Origin of the sequence: Methanobacterium lacus (assembly GCF_000191585.1) — an archaeon.
In the GTDB taxonomy this organism is placed as follows: domain Archaea; phylum Methanobacteriota; class Methanobacteria; order Methanobacteriales; family Methanobacteriaceae; genus Methanobacterium_B; species Methanobacterium_B lacus.
Genome location: NC_015216.1, coordinates 2,120,177 through 2,139,859, shown reverse-complemented (window position 1 = coordinate 2,139,859; position 19,683 = coordinate 2,120,177). Strand labels below are relative to the sequence as shown.

At 36.2% G+C, this 19,683-nt stretch carries 19 protein-coding genes and 1 tRNA gene; 14 read left to right on the top strand and 6 right to left on the bottom strand.

The window, feature by feature from the left end; genetic code table 11:
• The first annotated feature begins 89 nt into the window (after positions 1–89).
• Together METBO_RS10355 and cfbC are read left to right on the top strand one after the other, a co-directional pair.
• Positions 90–569 (top strand): CBS domain-containing protein, encoded by a 480-nt coding sequence (locus tag METBO_RS10355; RefSeq protein ID WP_013645664.1) that lies wholly within the window; start codon positions 90–92, stop codon positions 567–569.
• Positions 562–1,362, top strand: coding sequence for a Ni-sirohydrochlorin a,c-diamide reductive cyclase ATP-dependent reductase subunit (cfbC, locus tag METBO_RS10350; RefSeq protein WP_013645663.1), 801 nt, complete (start codon positions 562–564; stop codon positions 1,360–1,362). The genes METBO_RS10355 and cfbC overlap by 8 nt, the downstream gene beginning before the upstream one ends.
• 33 nt (positions 1,363–1,395) lie before the next feature.
• Here the strand turns inward: cfbC and METBO_RS10345 are convergent, their stop codons facing one another.
• Both METBO_RS10345 and METBO_RS10340 read right to left on the bottom strand, forming a co-directional pair.
• Positions 1,396–1,860: a GIY-YIG nuclease family protein gene (locus METBO_RS10345; RefSeq protein WP_013645662.1), complete on the bottom strand. Its 465-nt coding sequence runs from the start codon at positions 1,858–1,860 to the stop codon at positions 1,396–1,398.
• A 16-nt stretch (positions 1,861–1,876) separates the two neighbouring features.
• Positions 1,877–2,713 (bottom strand): MBL fold metallo-hydrolase, encoded by an 837-nt coding sequence (locus METBO_RS10340; RefSeq protein ID WP_013645661.1) that lies wholly within the window; start codon positions 2,711–2,713, stop codon positions 1,877–1,879.
• Between the two features lie 189 nt (positions 2,714–2,902).
• On the opposite strand from METBO_RS10340, the gene METBO_RS10335 reads away from it, so the two are divergent.
• Entirely contained in the window at positions 2,903–3,316 is a 414-nt protein-coding gene (locus tag METBO_RS10335; RefSeq protein ID WP_013645660.1) for a DUF371 domain-containing protein, read from the top strand.
• 45 nt (positions 3,317–3,361) lie between these two features.
• Here the strand turns inward: METBO_RS10335 and METBO_RS10330 are convergent.
• Positions 3,362–3,444: transfer RNA gene (locus METBO_RS10330), tRNA-Leu, on the bottom strand.
• 293 nt (positions 3,445–3,737) lie between these two features.
• Here METBO_RS10330 and METBO_RS10325 point away from each other — a divergent pair.
• The 4 genes from METBO_RS10325 to METBO_RS10310 all read left to right on the top strand — a co-directional run bounded on the left by METBO_RS10325 (position 3,738) and on the right by METBO_RS10310 (position 7,410).
• Positions 3,738–4,580 carry a hypothetical protein gene (locus tag METBO_RS10325; RefSeq protein WP_048186447.1) on the top strand — a complete coding sequence of 281 codons (843 nt, stop codon included), beginning with the start codon at positions 3,738–3,740 and terminating at the stop codon, positions 4,578–4,580.
• Positions 4,581–4,740: 160 nt separating this feature from the next.
• A complete protein-coding gene (locus METBO_RS10320; RefSeq protein WP_013645658.1) occupies positions 4,741–5,184 on the top strand; it encodes a MarR family winged helix-turn-helix transcriptional regulator in 444 nt (147 codons plus the stop codon).
• Between the two features lie 104 nt (positions 5,185–5,288).
• The gene (locus METBO_RS10315) at positions 5,289–6,968 is read left to right on the top strand and encodes an MFS transporter (protein WP_013645657.1); all 1,680 of its coding nucleotides are present in this window, start codon (positions 5,289–5,291) and stop codon (positions 6,966–6,968) included.
• A gap of 139 nt (positions 6,969–7,107) precedes the next feature.
• Positions 7,108–7,410 carry a DUF167 family protein gene (locus METBO_RS10310; protein ID WP_013645656.1) on the top strand — a complete coding sequence of 101 codons (303 nt, stop codon included), beginning with the start codon at positions 7,108–7,110 and terminating at the stop codon, positions 7,408–7,410.
• Positions 7,411–7,442: 32 nt separating this feature from the next.
• Here METBO_RS10310 and rfbB read toward each other — a convergent pair whose 3' ends face one another.
• Complete coding sequence (rfbB, locus tag METBO_RS10305; protein WP_013645655.1) at positions 7,443–8,381, bottom strand: dTDP-glucose 4,6-dehydratase; 939 nt, start codon at positions 8,379–8,381, stop codon at positions 7,443–7,445.
• A 332-nt stretch (positions 8,382–8,713) separates the two neighbouring features.
• On the opposite strand from rfbB, the gene galU reads away from it, so the two are divergent.
• The gene (gene galU / locus METBO_RS10300) at positions 8,714–9,559 is read left to right on the top strand and encodes a UTP--glucose-1-phosphate uridylyltransferase GalU (protein WP_013645654.1); all 846 of its coding nucleotides are present in this window, start codon (positions 8,714–8,716) and stop codon (positions 9,557–9,559) included.
• A 102-nt stretch (positions 9,560–9,661) separates the two neighbouring features.
• Here the strand turns inward: galU and galE are convergent, their stop codons facing one another.
• Complete coding sequence (gene galE, locus METBO_RS10295) at positions 9,662–10,639, bottom strand: UDP-glucose 4-epimerase GalE (protein WP_013645653.1); 978 nt, start codon at positions 10,637–10,639, stop codon at positions 9,662–9,664.
• A 338-nt stretch (positions 10,640–10,977) separates the two neighbouring features.
• On the opposite strand from galE, the gene METBO_RS10290 reads away from it, so the two are divergent.
• Positions 10,978–11,430, top strand: a complete 453-nt coding sequence (locus METBO_RS10290; protein ID WP_013645652.1) for a hypothetical protein — start codon at positions 10,978–10,980, stop codon at positions 11,428–11,430.
• A gap of 312 nt (positions 11,431–11,742) precedes the next feature.
• The gene (locus METBO_RS10285) at positions 11,743–12,057 is read left to right on the top strand and encodes a DUF2769 domain-containing protein (protein WP_013645651.1); all 315 of its coding nucleotides are present in this window, start codon (positions 11,743–11,745) and stop codon (positions 12,055–12,057) included.
• A gap of 252 nt (positions 12,058–12,309) precedes the next feature.
• Here the strand turns inward: METBO_RS10285 and METBO_RS10280 are convergent, their stop codons facing one another.
• Positions 12,310–12,774 carry a hypothetical protein gene (locus METBO_RS10280; protein WP_013645650.1) on the bottom strand — a complete coding sequence of 155 codons (465 nt, stop codon included), beginning with the start codon at positions 12,772–12,774 and terminating at the stop codon, positions 12,310–12,312.
• A gap of 262 nt (positions 12,775–13,036) precedes the next feature.
• Here METBO_RS10280 and METBO_RS10275 point away from each other — a divergent pair, with 262 nt between their 5' ends.
• The 4 genes from METBO_RS10275 to METBO_RS10260 are packed head-to-tail and all read left to right on the top strand — an operon-like array spanning position 13,037 to position 19,488.
• The gene (locus METBO_RS10275; RefSeq protein WP_013645649.1) at positions 13,037–14,119 is read left to right on the top strand and encodes a DNA double-strand break repair nuclease NurA; all 1,083 of its coding nucleotides are present in this window, start codon (positions 13,037–13,039) and stop codon (positions 14,117–14,119) included.
• Positions 14,116–15,651, top strand: a complete 1,536-nt coding sequence (locus tag METBO_RS10270; protein ID WP_013645648.1) for a helicase HerA domain-containing protein — start codon at positions 14,116–14,118, stop codon at positions 15,649–15,651. The genes METBO_RS10275 and METBO_RS10270 overlap by 4 nt, the downstream gene beginning before the upstream one ends.
• Positions 15,651–16,796, top strand: a complete 1,146-nt coding sequence (locus tag METBO_RS10265) for a metallophosphoesterase family protein (protein WP_013645647.1) — start codon at positions 15,651–15,653, stop codon at positions 16,794–16,796. The genes METBO_RS10270 and METBO_RS10265 overlap by 1 nt, the downstream gene beginning before the upstream one ends.
• Entirely contained in the window at positions 16,786–19,488 is a 2,703-nt protein-coding gene (locus tag METBO_RS10260) for an AAA family ATPase (protein ID WP_013645646.1), read from the top strand. The genes METBO_RS10265 and METBO_RS10260 overlap by 11 nt, the downstream gene beginning before the upstream one ends.
• The last annotated feature ends 195 nt before the right edge of the window (positions 19,489–19,683 follow it).

The window sequence follows — 19,683 nt, the reverse complement described above, 5'->3', positions numbered from 1 at the left end:
ACAACCAAAGATCAACTAATTTTTCTAGATAATAACATAATAATACTCAATTAAGACTTACTGTAAAAAAATAGGGAGTTTTGGTTTAAATGAATGTAGAAGACATAATGCAAAAGGAAGTAATAAAATTTAATGAACTGGATAAAATTGTCGATGTTGCACAGAGTTTCAGGGACAACAAGATCAGCGGAGCTCCAGTTGTTGATGAGAACAATCATGTGGTTGGTGTCATAAGCGAAGGAGATATAATGCGCCTCATCGAGATACATTCACCCAAAATAAACCTCATACTTCCAGCACCACTGGACCTAATCGAACTTCCAATAAAAATGAAGTACGAACTAGACGAAGTTGCTGAGGATATGCAGAAGGCAGGATCAACAGTTATCGATCAGATAATGACTAAAAAAATAATTAAAGTCAAACCTGACACTTCTGTTATAGATGCAGCCAAGTTATTGGACTCCCATAAAATTAAAAGGCTTCCTGTAATTGATAACGATGGAAAACTCGTGGGCATCATAACCAGGGGAGACATCATCGCATCCATGGTGAGAGGGGATGAGTAAAACCAAAAAAATCGCTATTTATGGGAAGGGAGGGATTGGTAAATCCACCACAGTATCCAACATAGCTGCTGCCCGGTCCAAGGACAGTGAAGTTCTGGTAATAGGTTGTGATCCTAAAGCAGACACTACTAGAACCCTTGTTGGAAGAAGAATCCCAACTATATTAGATATTTTAAAGCTTAAAAAGAAGGATCTAAATCAAGAAGACATAATAGTAAAGGGCTTTGGTGATGTGAAATGTGTAGAGTCTGGAGGACCTGAACCTGGAGTGGGATGTGCTGGAAGAGGAGTCATAGTAGCTATGAACCTCCTGGAACGTCTAGGTGTTTTCAAAGAAAACCTGGACCTCATCATCTACGACGTGCTTGGAGACGTGGTATGCGGAGGATTTGCAGTTCCACTCCGTGAAAACTTCGCAGATGAAGTTTACATAGTCACCTCAGGTGAATACATGTCTCTGTATGCTGCAAACAACATCTGCAAAGGAATAAAAAAACTCAAAGGCAATCTTGGAGGCATAATCTGCAACTGTCGGGGAATTGAGAATGAACTCGAAATTGTGGAAGAATTTGCAAAAATTGTCAACACCAAGATCATAGGAGTAATGCCCCGTAACGAACTGGTTCAAAAGGCAGAGATCGAAGCAAAAACAGTGATAGAAAAGTTTCCAGATTCTGAACAGGCTGAGCTTTACATAGAACTGGGAGAAAACATCTACAACAACCAGAAATTTGACATTCCAAAACCCATGGAAGTGGATGATTTTGAAAAATTCTTCAGAAAGTTTCACTAGTCCAAACTGAATACCATAAAAATCCACTTTTTTTTATTCAGATTCGAAGTTGGAACCATCACTCCAAAGAATAGGATGGAGTGACAAGGTTTCAAATGAATATGATGAGCAGGATACTGCAGTTTCAAAATCTTCAAATTTAAAGAGATGAGAACCACATTTACAGTCTGAACATCCGAATCGGGCTGTTTCAATCCCCTTCTCTGAAATTTGTGCAGCAATGGAACACTCCCATTTACCATTATCCACAACGTAGACAATGTCAACCAAGTTAGCATTAACATGATTTAGCATGTAATCCACATGCCAATGCAACTTTTTTTCATGGCTTAAATGTCTTCGCAACCTGCTTTCAAGGGAGTTTAGAGCAGATCCCACATAAACGTAGTGGCCCTTTTTAAAATCAATATTACCCAGGCTACCCACCTTCACAACAGAATCCTCTGATAAACTTATTATGAGACAGTAACTGCCCTTGTAAATTCGTTTCTTCGACATTTTTAACCAAATTCTCCTAGAACATCATCATTTTTCCACATTCAAGTGGTTGAAAAACTTCTTTAAACTTATTTTTAAATAAACACTGGGCCTCAAAACCGTTACAATGTCCTAAAACAAGTTTAGTGGCGTATATATTTTCAAATTCTTGAACTGTCCTCAATCTTCTGTTTACATCAGCAGCGACAAGATGGGTTCCACCAACCACACCATAAATATTCTCGTGGAAATAATCAGAAACAGCATTTATAGAGTTTATAATGCCTCTGTGGGCGCATCCTGAAACAATAACCAGTCCGTTATCTGTCCTCACAACTACGACAACTTCCTCTTTGAAGGTATCTTGAACGAAATTTCCATCTTCTAAACATAGAAGGGAAGAACTCAATTGCTCAAAATCATTTAACATGGGAATATCAGTGAAGATATAAATATCTGGAGCAATTTCCACGGGTTTTTCAACAAATTTCACTGAGGATATGGAGTGTTTTAAGCTGAAATTTCCATACTCTGAATGGTATTCTTCAGGAATTCCAATGAACTTCCTTTCACCGTCTTTAGATAAATATTTGGGCTTTAAACCAGTTTTGTGCATGTAGATATCTGCAGAACAATTTCTAAATATGGCTGGAAGACCACCAGTATGGTCGCTATGGCCATGACTCAAAACAACAGTTTCTAAATCATTAAAACCATTTATAAGTCCCATATTTCTCTCCAAAACCTCTGGAGATTTGCCAGCATCACAGAGAATCTTGGAATCTTCATGTTCTATTAAGACTGAAAATCCATGTTCAGCCCAAAATTCAGACGAAAATGTTGCTGTGTTCTCAACAACGCATGATAACCTCAAATTTTTCACCTCAAAAAAACACATTTACATAGACCAATTTAAATATTAAATTTTAATATTAAAATAGAGTTGGTATTTTGATGGTTCAAAACTAATGAATATCCAACCCAAAATAAAGAAGATTTTTCAAAAATTTGATTGGTTCTAAATTTCTAAAATGAATTCGGTTCAGATGGAGGTAAAAATAATATGGAGTACAGTTTTATTTTAAAGGGGCATCCAAACGTGACTTCCAGACACAAAACAACACTGGAATTTACCAAGGATCCCGAGATTGGATTGAAGGCAGACTGTATAGTTGGTGTTGGTTCGGGAGTTTCAATGGAGAACTTTCCCACGGGAATGATCGATGCAATCCAAGATGAAAACACCAAAATAACAGTTAAACTCGAAACAGAAAATGCCAAAGATGAAATTCATGGCTTTGGACACCCCGATTTAACATTAGATCATCCAACTGACATGGTTGTACGAAAAAGTGAGTTTAAATGTTCCAGAACCTTGATGATCAACGCAGACAAGGCTGCATGTGATCTGAAACTTAAACTCGTACGCGATCTTGCAGATTCAAAACAGTTGAAAGTTACCATTATTGTTGGATAAAAAGAAAATACTTTTAATTTAGATTTAAATTTAAATAGAATAGAGTGCAGGGAACGGGATTCGAACCCGCGAAGGGCTACCCCACTAGGCCCTCAACCTAGCGCCTTTGACCGCTCGACCATCCCTGCCTGATCAAATATTTCAAGATATTTGAGCATACCAACATCTTTCATTCTCACTATTTAAATGTTTTCATTGACTCTAAAAATTCCATAAACTCATAATAAAGATTCGATACAATATATTAAAAAAAAATTATCTTTATACAGTTGGGGTTTTTTATTTCCTGCATAGATCAATTGGAAAACATTCAGTAAATTATATAATACTGGATAGCAAAATGAACTAATTAGAAATAAATCTATTAGTTTAAATTAATATTTGGGGGTTTGATTAAACGGTAAATATTAAAAATAAAGCATTGGGAATCATAGTGGCATTTCTTTTCGCTGTAATACTGAGCGGTGCAGCATCTGCTACAGAATCTGTACATTTCTCTTCAGATGGAAAAAATATCACTGTGACCCACAACTATGTTAAGTCAACATTAACAACCCATGTAACCACCAAAAAAGGTTATGGAAACTATGGTTATGGCCAGTACGTGACACTAACTACTTCTGGAAAGGATAACGAGGGTAGGAACACTATACAAACTTTATATTCATTTAATGGTAAACCTAAACAGATGATTTACAAGCTTTGGGATTCTGACTCTAATGCAAAGGTAGTAGCAAATTTCTACAACACCAGAGCTGCATACACAATGACGGGAAAGGACAGCGCAACGGGTGCTACTATTAGTGGAACAGGAGTCAGTCTTTATCGAACCATAGCTGGACAGAAATATGTGGGTAACACCACCATGAACATGATCTACACCATTAATGGAAAAGTTTTGGCTAGGATAACACAAATTACTACTTACCAGTATGGAGCATTCAACGGTGGTTTTCAAACTGTAAAAACCATCTGTACAACCAAATCAGCCTATGCCATTGCGAATTTTAATAAAAAAAGTGTGATAAACAGTTATTACACGAGAAATTCGGTGGGAACACTCACTGGAATGAAAATATCTGGAACATCAAAGGGAACTGAAACAATAAACAACAAGTTGGTTAGCTTCACAGGAAAAATTACCATAAGCCCTAAGTACGATCCTAAGAACATTTATACTGAAGGATTCTCAGAGGGAGATTACAAGGAAGTTTTAACAAGTTCTTCGCCAACACTTCTTAAATTTTACCCTATTGAAGCTTGAACAGGGTTAAAACTTTTTTAAAGTTTTCTATTTTTTTCTTTTTTTTAGTTCTTCACAGAGTCCTGTAGTTTTGAACCATCAACTATATAACGCAATTTATCAATAATATCATTTAGGTTATAGTTGATATATCAACTACTTAAATATTTGTTGTGATATTATGCATGAGATCTTAGATGATAATTCCACTGTCAGACTGCTTACTAGATCAAGCAATTTATTGAAAAAGAAATTAGCTGTTGATCTGGTAGATTTTGATATTTCACCGGAACAGTGGGCTATTTTAACCAGAGTACATGGCATGGAAGGATCTAATCAAAAAAATCTTGCTGAAACATCATCTAAAGATAGGGCAGCAGTCACAAGAATCTTGAATATACTTGAAGACAAGGGATTGGTGGAAAGGAAACATTCCTCTTATGACAAAAGGGAGTTTCTCATTTATCTAACCTCTGATGGCCATAAGATGTACAAAGAAACATCGGAGATAATAAGTGAAAGTCTAGAAGAAATTAATTCTATACTGGATTCTGCAGAGCTAAAAAATATGAGACAATCTTTAATAAAGCTAATTTCTAATTTAGAAGACCTTACTGAGAAATAATTAATAAATTTTGTATATGGAAATTAGGATTTCTTAGACTATTAATTGATATATCAACTATTGATATATCAATTTGAATTTAATGAGTTACAGGAGAAAAATGAATGTCATTATTAAATAAATCAACAATCACTAATCAACCTAAATCAGTGTGGGCTGTATTTTTCGCATCCATAATCGCTTTTATGGGTCTGGGTCTCGTTGACCCAATTTTACCAGCTATTTCCAACCAGTTAGGTGCAAGTCCAAGCCAAGTGACATTACTATTTACAAGTTACAACGCTGTCATGGCAATAGCTATGCTTGTCACAGGAGTTATCTCTACTAGATTAGGTATTAAAAAAACATTACTCCTGGGAGTAGTGATAATAGCTGCATTTTCAACACTTGGAGGTCTGTCCAACAATATCTGGACCATTGTAGGATTACGTGGATTTTGGGGAATAGGCAACGCCCTGTTTGTTGCAACAGCATTGACAGCCATAGTGAGCCTTTCAAAAAACGGAACATCCAAATCTGTAATTTTATATGAAGCAGCTATAGGACTTGGAATTTCAGTAGGACCGCTCCTTGGAGGAATATTGGGGGAAACATCTTGGAGATATCCATTTATAGGTGTAGGTGTTTTAATGGCAGTAGCATTCGTATTCCTCATAACCTACATGCCAGAATCTAAAGAAGAGCAAAAACAAATCCCCACAACATCACTGCGTGATCCTTTCAGGGCAATGAAACATAGGCCCATAGCTGTGTTTGGAATAGCTGCATGCCTCTATAATTTTGGTTTCTTTACTCTCTTGGCCTATGCACCATTTATAATGGGATTAGATGCCTATGGCATAGGCTTTGTATTTGTGGCATGGGGAATTCTCCTTGCTGTAACATCCATTTTCATGGCACCCAAACTCCAAGAGAAATTTGGAACAGTTAAATCCATGTGCATAATGTTAACTGCATTTGCAGTTGTTCTTTTGATTATGGGAGTTTGGACATCCACCCAATGGGTTGTGATTGCATGTATCATATTCTCAGGAGCACTGCTGGGAAATAACAATACGTTAATCACGACTGCAGTGATGAAAGCAGCACCAATTGAGAGATCAACAGCATCAGCTGCATACAGTTTTTTACGTTTTATAGGATCGGCTATTGCTCCATTTACAGCCGGAATACTTGCAGAAATATATTCTCCACACATTCCATTCCTTGTGGGAGGATGCTTTGTGTTGGGTTCAGTCATATTCATTCTACTAAACCGCCATCATATCATTCATGTTGATAAATCGGAGGATATAGCTATGGAAAAACCTGAAAAAAGGACTTTAATTGTAAAAGATTTTATGGTATCAAATTTAATATCTGTTAAATTAGATTCAACAATTTTAGAACTATTAAAACTCTTCACAAAATACAGGATTGGTGGTGCGCCTGTATTGGACAGTCAGAAAAACTTGATTGGAATGGTGAGTGATGGAGATATTATTAGATATCTTGCACCCAAGGAAGGATCAGTTCACGACTTCATTTATGAGGTTTTAGTTGAAGATGAAGAAAATGAACAAGATGTTCTAAATGAAAGAATCAACGCAACTGTTGAGGATGTCATGGAAAAAAAACAGATATACACAGTAAAAGAAGAAGACACCTTTGAAAGAGCTATTCGCATACTGTCCCACCACCACTTCAAAAAACTTCCAGTATTAGATTCAAACAACAAAGTCATAGGCATTATCAGCAGGGGAGACATAGACAACAACCTAATGAAAATACTGTCAAATAAATAAATCATAGACAAGAAATAAACAACTATTGATAAAAAAAAATAATAGCTTAAAATTTGGATAATACAACCTATTCTTTCCAAGTAAAAATGTCTGCCTAGGGTAGATATGGGTTAAAAAATTCATAGGGGTAGAAATGTAAATGGTTGAAATGGAAGCCATAACAACAACAAAAGATGGTGTGCTGCTAAACATCGAAGTTGGTACAAAATCTGACAACTTCAGGATCACGGGTTACAACGACTGGAGAAAATCATTTGAAATTAAAATAAAAGCAGTTCCTCAGAAGGGTAAAGCTAACAAGGAAATTATTCTGGAGTTCGCAAAGCTCACCAACAAGAGGGTTGAAATTATTTCTGGACACAAAAGCCACCGTAAAACTCTCAAGATCTACGATATTAATGAGGAAGATCTTCTAAAATTAATAGAACAAGAAATAAGATGAATAAAAATAAAATGGAAGAATTTTCAGGATATTTAAGCCCTGAAAATTGAAATATTCTCTTTGTACCAGTCAATGGTTGCTTTGATTGCGTCCTCAAACTTGACTTCAGGTTTCCATCCAAGCTTTTTGATCTTGGTAGAATCCAGAGAATATCTTCTGTCGTGACCAAGACGGTCCTCAACAAAGGTGATGAGATCCTCTGATTTTCCTAAGTTTTCGAGGATTAACTTGGTGATTTCGAGGTTGTTCTTTTCGTTACCTCCACCAACGTTGTAAACTTCTCCTAATTTTCCCTTCATAAGGGCTGTGTAAACTCCTCTACAGTTATCAGGAGCATATATCCAATCCCTCACATTTTTTCCATCACCATAAACAGGAAGCTGTTTATCCTGCATTGCATTCAAGATGAAAAGGGGTATTAACTTCTCTGGGAACTGGTAAGGTCCAAAATTGTTACTGCTCCTGGTGATGAGTACTGGGGCTCCGTAGGTCTTGTAATATGCACTCACAAGCACATCAGCACCGGCTTTACTTGCTGAATATGGGCTTGATGGGTCAATATTACTGAGCTCAGTAAAGGAACCATTCTCAATACTTCCATAAACTTCATCTGTAGATATTTGGAGGTACCTTTCAACATCGTACTTTCTAACATTTTCAAGAAGGTTGTAGGTTCCAATAACATCGGTCTTAACAAAAACCCCTGGATCTTCGATGGACCTGTCAACATGAGTTTCTGCAGCGAAGTTCACAACGTAGTCACAGTCCTTCATGACATTTTTAACTGCTTCTGCATCTCCAATATCTCCCTTAACAAATTCTATCTTGTCTTTCACATCATCAAGATATTTGGGATTAGCTGCGTAGGTTAATTTATCGAAAACAACCAGATCATGATCGTATTTTTCAACCATCTGATGCACGAAGTTACAGCCTATAAAACCTGCACCACCAGTAATAAGCATTTTCATATTTTTTTCACCATTTAACTTTTTATAATAACATTATGATTCGAAACTATATTAAACTTGATTTTTAACAAAAAAGTTGAAATTTTACTAAACGGGTTGGAATCAGGATGAAAAATTTAGTTTTCAAATTATTCCTAAATCAAGGTTAAATTCTGATATTTATCAAACCCTATTTTAGATTTCTCAAAAATTTTATATACTCCATTCCTATTAAACCATTACTATTGAGTAACTAAATTTAAAATGCTGTAAAATGCATATTACAATTGAAAATTGAAATTTATTAAGTTTTTTAAGTGTAATTGATCATAATAATTGGGGTGATTTAAAAAATGAAAGCGGTTATACCTGCTGCGGGTTTGGGTACAAGATTTTTACCTGCCACTAAAGCACAGCCAAAGGAAATGTTACCTGTATTCAATAAACCAACCATTCAATACGTGGTTGAAGAGGCAGTAGCATCTGGAATTGACGACATTCTCATAATAACAGGTAAAGGTAAAAGATCAATAGAAGATCATTTTGATAAATCATTCGAGTTGGAATATTTCCTTAAAAGTTCTGGTAAAACTGAAAGACTCCACGAAATCGAGTCCATATCTGAAATGGCTGATATTTATTATGTGAGACAGAAGAAACAAGAAGGACTTGGTGATGCAATAAGATGCGCCAAGAAACATGTTGATGGTGATGCATTTGCAGTTCTTCTAGGTGACACAATAGCAAGGTCAAAGGTACCATGCACAAAACAGCTGTTAGACATATACAACAAGTACGAAGCATCAACCATTGCCATTGAAAAGGTTCCTGACGAAAAGGTTGAAAGGTACGGAATAATTGGTGGCAAACAGATCTCAGAAGATCTCTACGAGATCCAGGAACTGGTTGAAAAACCCAAACTCGAGAATGCACCATCCAACCTTGCAATCACAGGAAGATACGTCTTTGCACCTGAGATATTTGATCATCTAGCACATATCAATCCTGGTTTTGGTGGGGAAATACAACTAACCGATGCAATGAAATCATTAACCAAAATTTACGGCCACATATACGATGGAAAGATCTACGATATTGGAAACACAGTAGAATGGCTTAAAAGTTCTGTAGAAATTGCACTCGAAGATCCAGAAGTAGGAGAAGACCTGAGATCCTACCTAACAGGAATAATCAAATAATTAAAAAAGCCTTAATTCAAAATATATGGGTTTTAAACCCATAAAACGGTTTTTAGTGGATTGAGACCATATTTTTTTTTAGGGTGACGAAATAAGATTCGTTTACTCCACATCATTATTTTTTATATGCCAGTTCCATGCTGTTTCTATAATCACACTAATATCGTTGTACTTGGGTTTCCAGTTAAGCACACTTCTGATCTTATCAGAACTTCCAACAAGCACTGGAGGATCTCCTGGTCTTCTGTCAGATTCCACAGCCACAATTGTTTTTCCTGTAATTTGCCGAGCCCTTTCTATAACTTCTTGGACAGAAAATCCACTTCCATTACCTAAATTGAAATAATCACTTTTACCTCCATCTTCAAGGTATTTTAAAGCTTTTAAATGTGCATCAGCAAGATCTGTTACATGAATATAATCCCTTATACAGGTACCATCTTCAGTTTCATAATCAGTCCCAAAGATTTGGATATTTTCCCTCTTACCAATTGCAGCATCCAGTATGAGTGGTATTAAATGAGTTTCTGGGTTGTGATTTTCTCCTACTTCAGCTTCTGGATCGGCACCAGCAGCATTGAAGTAACGGAGTGAAACGTAGTTTAAATCATAAGCACGGCTGTAATCATCAAGAACTGTTTCAACCATTAATTTTCCCCTTCCATAGGGGTTTATGGGGTTTTGAGGATGGTTTTCTGTGATTGGAATTTCAACTGGGTTTCCATAGGTTGCACAGGTAGATGAAAATACCAACCTTTTCACATCAAATTCTAGCATGACTTGAAGCAGGTTTAAAGTGTTTAATACGTTGTTCCTGTAATATTTCTGTGGATCCACAACAGACTCGCCAACATAGGCAAACGCAGCAAAATGCATAACAGAGTCTATTGTGTACTTTTTGAACACTTTCCTTATGGATTCAATATTTCCAAGATCTCCCCTTTCAAAGTGACCCCACTTAACAAAATCTTCATGTCCATAACTTAGATTGTCAAAAACAACTGTTTCATAGCCGTTTTCTGAAAGCATTTTATTTATGTGGGATCCTATGTACCCTGCCCCACCTACTATGAGTATCATGATCTAATCTTATTTGGTTCAACATAAAAAAAAGTTTCCAAATCTTTACTCACTGACTAATTTTAAATCGTTGATATCAACTTTTCAACAAAAAAAATCAGTATATTTGTCCAATCTCCTGTATTAATGTCAAATACTGGAAATAATGACTTATCAACTTTTCAGTACCTATTTTAGTAATAAATATTCTTCCAAACAATCTGAATGCTACCAAACATGATGGATTTTAAGAATATATCGTTTAATTTATATATTTAAACTTTTAAAGTATAAGTGTAGTTGGTGGTTCCACACATACCTTTTGTGGAATCGACTAATAAAAAGAGGTGAATATCGGTATGAAAATGCGTATAATGTCTATTGCAATGTTTTTTGTAGTTTTAATGATGTCTTTCAGTGCAGTTTCTGCAGCAGAATATAATAGTTTTACCAATGTGAATATGATAAATAGTGGTGCGTTAAATGTTAATACTGAAGCCCATGATAACGCCACTATGGCACTTCATGGAGATTTAAGTTTTAAAGGGATCCAATACGTGGATTATGCTGCTGTAAAAGCTAAATGGACAGATTTTGTTCCTGCTTCGGAAACTTACTTCATTATACTTACTATAAATTATGTAGATACTTTTGGTGACATAGCAGACTACTACGAGTACCTCTACGTTACAAATGGCACTTCTTCAACATCCGATGTAATGGCAATTCATTACATGGACTTGAGCAAACCTGCAAACGTAACAATTGAAGCAGAAAAAGTTTCTTATGAACCTTGTGGGCCAATATGTTAGATTAGCCCTAGTTAGGAGAATTTTAAGGTTTTAATTCTTGTTTGAATTCCTCATTTTTTTTTAAATCCATTGAAATTTAATTTATCATCCTGTTGTTTGACTGGAATTTACAATATTTCATCTTTAAATTTCTATTTTCTCCATATTCTCCTTTATTTTAATCATTAAAAACAGTTTTATGGTTAGAGAGTTTCAGTCTTTAAATAAATGGTTGGTATGGTTGATTATATGGTTTAATTTCCTTTAAACTCAAATTTTAACAATTTTTATAAGATTCCATGAACATATATAATGTTAAAGGTGGGATCAAAAATGGGTAAAGTAGATTTAAACCGAGAAAATATCAATAAGTGCCTGTGTGCAACATGTCCGGTACAGGTCGATAGTAAATGTTCAAAGGACAAACTTGAACTGTTAAATCAGAAACTTGAGAAGGAAGGTGACGTTAGGGACATATTTAAGGATGAAGAACTTCCACTTGTTTACTGTGCCTTTGGAGTGGCAGAATGTGGTGATCTCTCAAGCACGGAACTTTGCAAATGTACTCAGTGTCCAGTGTGGTTAGAAAACAATCTGGCAAACAACGAACCCATTGAGTACTTCTGTGTGGAGGGTGTGCCGAAGTGAAACCTTAAAAAGTTTCATAAAAAAAATATTTTTTTAACTAGAAAATTAGTTCTGATCTAACATACATCAGATGGAAGTTGACTTGTTGCTGCTTAAATACTAATCCTAATGGGATATGATAAGCATACCTTAGATCAATCTAATCCATGTTCCATTTGATAAACATAAATCTCTATGGAACCATACACATTTGCTTGTCATATAGTCCATGGTTCATGCATCATGAACAAAATCAAATCAAAAAGAGAGAAATTAAGAGTTTAATGTGTAATAATCTCCATCTGGAAGTTGTATCTTGCTTATAAGTCCCTTATTTTCTAGTGAAGCTAGAATGTTGTAAGTCTTAAGACTGCTGAGTTTAAGTTCTCCGTAGAGCATTTGTCCTTCAAGGAGTGTCTTGGAAATTTTTCCATCGTCTCCAACAAAATTCTTTAAAATTTGAAAAGCCTTTTCTTCTGTCTGATTCAACTCTTCATTGGCCACTTCTTCCTTAGAATCCCATACATTAACATTTCCAGTTTCAAGAAGTTTGGCAGTGCTGTTACTGTATTTTATGATGGCTTTACTGTCTAAATTGTTTAAAATATCTTTCAAATCAACTTCAGACATGTCTAAATCTAATTTAAGTATTCTGTAGGGAACTCCTTCCTTGTACTCATTTTGAAAGTACTTAACCTGATTAAGGACCCTGTTTTCTTTTTTAGTTATGTGGAGCATGTAAAATGTGTATGTACACCTAATAAATTAAACATTTCCCATGCTCGATTTATTTACCATGCCATCCTTTAATCAAAAAAATTACAAATATCAATTAAAAGGGCATAGGATGGAATAACTGTTACTGTTTTGTATTTTAGGGGCACGAATATTCAATAAAATTGTTCCATATATTTCATGATTGGGAATTAAAAAAATTGGAATTAAATATTGGAATGTATAATATTAAACTAATCAAGACCATGTTAAGGAAGGTTTAGAAATGTTAGATTCACTCTATCAAAGGGCACTACAAAAGAGGGATGAAATAAACCAGAAGATCAGTGATGATTTTATGGATGCGGATGTGGATCCATCCCAATATTGGATATCACACAAAATAGAAGAGGACGATGGAAACTGTTCCATAGCTGCAGGTGATGGGAGCATCAACAAAAAAAATTTCATGGGATTCATATTCTACGCCATCGATGCTGAATGTTTGGTTTTCAATGATAAACTCATGAAAATAGGAAGCTCAGAAATTGACATCATACCACACCACGACTTTGTTGAAGACAGGTTAAGAAATTACATGGGAATATTCGAGGTTAAAAATGCACTTCGAGCTCTGAACGAACACGAAATAAAATATCTACTCTTCGATGGTTCAATAATGGGAAACCTCATAAGACCAATTCCAATGGAAAAAAGACTTAAAGCAGAAATTAAGGATAAAATAAAGAAAAAATATGTGCCTAGATTAGTTAAATCATTGGATTTGGATCTTAAAAATTCTGAGGTCGGAATAACATCCTCCCAATTTTCAGAGGAAATGGAAGAGTTTGAAGATCCTGTAAATGCCATGATATACTTAGAAAGTATTGAAAACCTGCTGGTGATAAAGAAACTACTGGAAAATAAAAGATCTGTAATGGGAATATCAAAAACATCCACCAACAGGGAATATTTCGACTATAAAATTCCTGACATGGCAATATTTGACAGGTACAGCAGAGAGGAAGGATTCAGCAAACCCAGAAACCTCAGAATATTTGATGATGATTTCAAACGTGAAGAGTTTCCAGTTGCCAACGATTTTTTCAAGGGACTAACCTTCACAATATTCTATGTGCGGCTGGAAAACCACAAGAACATACTGAAGTTTGAACTGCCCTACAAGGTTGATGAAACTGAACTGGATCAAATTAAAAAGTTATTGGGAACAATTAAAAATCACAGTGCGGAAGGATATCCTTTATTACTAAAAAAAGCACATAACGATGTTGTTATAAAAAGGAAAGACCTTGAAAATCTTTCAAAGATTATAGGATTCATGGAAAAAAGCGGGAGAGAGATGTTATGACTGGAGAAGTAATTGGAAGGTGTGTGGGTGAAACATCACTGGTTGATGTCAGTTTTATATCCAAGGAAATGCCCATGATGGGTGAGTACGTGACCATGGAATACGATGGTAAAAAGGTACTTGGAATGATCGAAGGACTGGTAAGGGGAAGTGTATCCATAAACAACGAAATCTATGATCCTAAAACCATAGAAAAGATCAGAAGGATGGAGGGTGATGATCACTACATCAGGGGAAATGTGAGAATACTTGGAGACGTGGAAAACAACCTCAGAATACCCAGAACACCGGCACCTCCAGGCACAGAAATCAGATCTGCAGACTCTGAAATATTGAAGAAAATATTTCAGGTAGATGTTGCAGGACTCAAACTCGGAAACCTGATCACCCAGGAAAATGTTCCAGTGGAGGTTGACATAAACAAAATGGTATCACGCCACCTAGCAGTCCTAGCAATGACCGGAGCCGGAAAATCAAACACTGTATCGGTAATAGTAAACGGACTCCTGAATGTCAATGGAAGTGTTCTGATATTTGACATGCACTCTGAATACGTTAACACAGACTTCGGAGATGACAAGGTCAACATACTGAAACCAAAAATAAATCCCATCTACATGTCCTTTTCAGAGGTTAAAAAACTCTCAAACATACCTCCAAATGCATATGTGCAGGAAAGATACTTCAGAAAAGCCTACAACTCAGCCAAGAATGACCTGAAAAAGGGAGGTGTTGGAAATGATTTCATAGGCCTCCTACTCTCAAAACTTGAATCCTGGTTGATGGAAGAATCAGATGAGTCCGATGGAAAATCTGCAAATTCTGCAGACAGAAAATCCATAACAGACGTACTAAACAAGGTAGAGGATATGAAGCTCAAATACGGCAATATCTTGAGTCTGGAAGCACCAAACATCATAGACAGCATCAAAGTTGCCAAGGCAAACATCCTTGATCTTGGATCAGTTGACGAATTTGCATCGGATGTGGTTGTAAGCCACGTGCTGAGAACTGTACTAAAAAGCAGGAAAGATTACTTGAGGCAAGGTGAGGGTCTTAAGTTCCCAGTTTTCCTGATACTTGAAGAGGCACATATACTGGCACCGCAAAACAGGAAAACAGAATCCAAACTATGGATAAGTAGAATTGCCAGGGAGGGACGTAAATTTTCAGTTGGATTGTGTATGGTGAGCCAAAGCCCAAAATCCCTAGATTCAGATGCACTGTCACAGGCAAACAACATGATCATACTCAGACTCGTGGAACCCACAGACCAGAATCATGTTCAAAGGGCAAGTGAAAGTTTGAGTGATGATTTAATAGCCCAACTACCCTCACTCAACATTGGAGAAGCAATAATACTCGGATTAATGACCAAGATACCAACACTCGTGAAGATAGATGAATTTAAGGGCAAAGTATCGGGAGGAGATCTTAACGTGGTTGAAGAATGGTCAAAAACAGCCGAAAAAGAGAGATCCATCCTTGAAGAACAGAAGAGGGAATATGAGGATCTTGGAGGAGATTACTGATGCAGTTTGTTCATATGGCAGACACCCACTTAGGCTACAGACAATACGGACTTTCAGAACGTGAAACAGATTTTCTCGAAGTGTTTGATAGGGCTGTTGAAGAAGTTGTGAGTGAAAGACCTGACTTTGCAATTCATTCAGGAGACCTGTTTGAATATTCAAGACCACCTACAAGAGCCCTTTTAACAGCTCAACAGGGGATTTTCAAGCTTAAATCTGCCAATATACCATTCTACGCAATAGCAGGAAACCATGATATAGTCATGAAGAAAAATGCCTTACCTCCACAAATACTTTTCAAAGACTTTGGTTTAAAGGTTATAAGCCCAAAAAATCCATATTTCATAGAAAATGGAGTATTCATAGGGGGAGCACCATACGCATCCAAGCTCACATCAAAACATCTGATTGAAAGACTAAATGAAGTGGAAAAAGCATCAGAAAAATATGAGAAAACGATACTGGTACTTCATCAGGGAATTGACAGGTACCTACCCTACGAATACGAAGTTAAAATTGGAGACCTTCCAAAAACATTCAAATACTGTGCCTTTGGCCATATACACGAAAGGATAGTGGATGATTTTGGAGATGGAAAACTGGTCTACCCAGGTTCCACAGAAATATGGAGATCAAACGAGGTAGATGGTTACAAGAAAAATGGTAAAGGATTTTACCTAGTTGACATGGGTGGAGATGTACCTGAAATCGAGAAGATCAATCTAGAAATGTCAAGGGACTTCATTAAAGAAGCTGTCCAGTACTCCAAATTAGAGGAGGAAATAAAACATCTAAACGATCTCATAACCCAGATGAATAAAAAACCTGTTTTGAACCTGACTGTTACCGGTGGAAACTTCAGCAGATCAGAAATATATGAAACAATCAACAACGCACTGGCAGATAACTGTCTATCAGTCAGATCAAGGTACAAACCAGATCTTGTTGAGGAAATCATGGACCTTGAAAAATATGAGAAGGATGCCCTGAATATAAACAGGATGATCAAAGAACGTTTAAAGGATTTTAACGATGAAAAAGTATCTGAACTTGCAACAGGACTTCTGAAGGAAATGTCAGAGGGAGACATGGATAAAGCCAGTGAAATGACCAGAAATTTCTACGAGGAACTACATGATAATTGAAAACCTAGAGATGAAAAATTTCAAATCACACAAGGATACTAAAATAGATTTTGACACGGGTATCACAATAATAATGGGTGGAAATGGAGCAGGTAAATCAAGCATACTCGAAGCAGTCAGTTTTGCACTTTTTAAACAACATTCAAGTAAAAAAATTGAACAGCTCATCACCCTAGGTAATGTTAAAAACAAACTCTACATAAAACTTGACTTCAAATCCAACGGAAGAACATACAGAGTCACAAGGGAACGTGGAAAAACAGGTTCCAAGGCAAGCATACTCATCAAAGACCAGAGTGGATTTCAACAACTGGCTTCAGGGGACAGTCAGGTAACCCAGGAAATTCAGAGCATACTAGAAATGGATGGAGATCTCTTTTTAAATGCAGTTTATGTAAGGCAGGGAGAAATAGCAGATCTGGTTGATAAAACACCCTCAGAAAAAAAACAGCTCATTGGAAAACTATTAGGCATAGACTCCCTTGAAAAAGCATGGAAAAATATGAAAGCCGTAATAGAGGAGTATGCAAACGAGAAAATCAGGTTAGAGGGTAAGTTAGAGAACACAGATTCAATAAATGAGGATATAAAATCCAAAACAGACGAAATAGACAAGTACGCCACCGAAATTGAAACCATAACCAAAAAAATCAATGCAATCGAATCTGAACTCGTTTCAATGAACCAGGACAATGAACAACTTCAAAACGACCAGATAAAATATCAAAATGCCAGCACCAACCAAAATGCCAAGGAAGGCTTGTTAAATGAGTTAAGGAGAAACGAAACTGATATTCAGACACATCTAAATGAAATAGCCAATAAAGAAGTTGAAATGGCCGAAATAAAACCTCAACTCCCGAAACTTGATAAACTCGTCTGTCTGAAGGAAGCCCTCAAAGACTTACGCATCATTAAAGATAACTGTGACGATCTAAAAGGAAAGTTAGAGAAAATATCCGAACTTGAAGAAAAACTAGGGAACAACAAACAATTTAATGAGGAGTACAACCTAGTTTCTGAGCAAATAAACCAGATGCAAACGAGCAGATCCAAATTTGAAGGATCAAAAAAACTGCTTGAAGGAAATAATAATCGAAGGGAAGAAACACTTAAAAATATGGGAGTATCCCATAACAAGATTGTAACCCTCATGGGAAAGGCCAATCGGGTATTGGGAACTAAATTCACCCTTATAGAAGAACTGGAATCCCACCTCCAAACAGTTAAACCTAAAACCAAGCAGGAGATCGATGATCTAACTGGAAAGATAAATCAGTTAAATAAGGATATATTCAACCTTAAAACCCAGAGTAACGATCTTAAAAAACCTATCAATGAATTGGAAGCTGTGAAGGAAAAGTGCCCAATCTGTGAATCAGAGATAGATGAAACCAAAAGGAACGAACTGATAAACAGGTACCAATCCCAGATAGACACGAACACAAATAAAATATCCAAATTTTCCAGTGCACTCACCATGTTCACAACTACAAAAACAGATTTAGAAACTAAATATGGTGCAATTCAAGATATCAACATAGATGTGATGAAGGAACAACTTGGAAGCCTTAAAAATGGGCAGAGTGAACTGAAAACTTTGAAGGATTCAAATAAAGAACTTGAAGCCAAAGTAGAATCTTTGAACAGTTTAGATATTGAGCTTCAAGCAAAAAAAGAGATTCAAAAGAATTTAAAACCCAAATATGAAGATTATTTGAGTGCACAGGGCTCATTGAAATCCTATGAAGATCCTGAAGAGATCAGATCCAAACTCCATGATTTAGAAGAGAACAAATCCCAGATGACAAACAAGGTACAAAATTTAATAGAGATGATCGGGGGGTCTGTCGAAAATCTTAATGAAGAAATTGAATATTTCCAAGGACTCAAATCCAAATATGATACTCTTTCTGGAGCTGTTGCTTCAAAAGAATCTTTATTAAATCGAATTACTAATGTTCAAAATCGTATCGTCACCACTGAAACAGAATTAAATCAGTTAGTACAGGAAATAGAAGCCCTTGCCTACGATAAAGAGAGGCACAGCCAATTAAAAGACACCATTAAATCAACACAGGAGAAACATTTGGATCTGACAGGCAGTAAGCGACAGTTAATAGGGCAAAAAGAAGGGGCAGAGAACACTTTAAACGGACTACAAAAACAACTGGAATCCTATGAAAAATATGAGAAGGAAATGAGAAGTCTTAATGATTTTATCAAGTTACTGGAGTACATTCGCGATTTATACGGAAAAGACGGTGTTCAAAAGGATTTAAGAGATTTTTCAAGGCCTTTAATAGAACAAAACACCAGGGATTTCTTTGAAAAATTCAACTTCGAGTACTCTGATATAAGGCTCGACAACGAATACGATGTAACAGTCTATGGACCTGCAGGTGAAAGCAACCTTGACATGATAAGTGGAGGAGAAAAAATAGCAGTTGCACTGGCACTCAGACTCGGAATCACCAAAACCCTATCTGGTGGAAGTCTTGAATTGGTAATGTTGGATGAACCAACCATACACCTTGATGCCTACAGACGCCAGGAACTCATAGACCTACTTAAAAGAATGTCAATCATTCCACAGATGATCATTGTCACCCACGACAGTGATTTGGAAGATGCTGCAGACAACATAATCAAGGTTGAAAAGGATGAGGGAATATCTCAGGTCAACACCTAAAACCCTCACATTTTCCCACTTACTTTACTTGTTTTCTGGATTTTCCAACTTTTTTTTGTATGAATTATTCCATCAAAAAAAATTGTTATCAATAAATTTTTTTTTTAGAACTAACCTTTAACAATCGTTCCAAATTGATCTGAAGATATTATCAGAAATTTTTAATGACCATAAAAAACAGGGTAGATCTAAAAT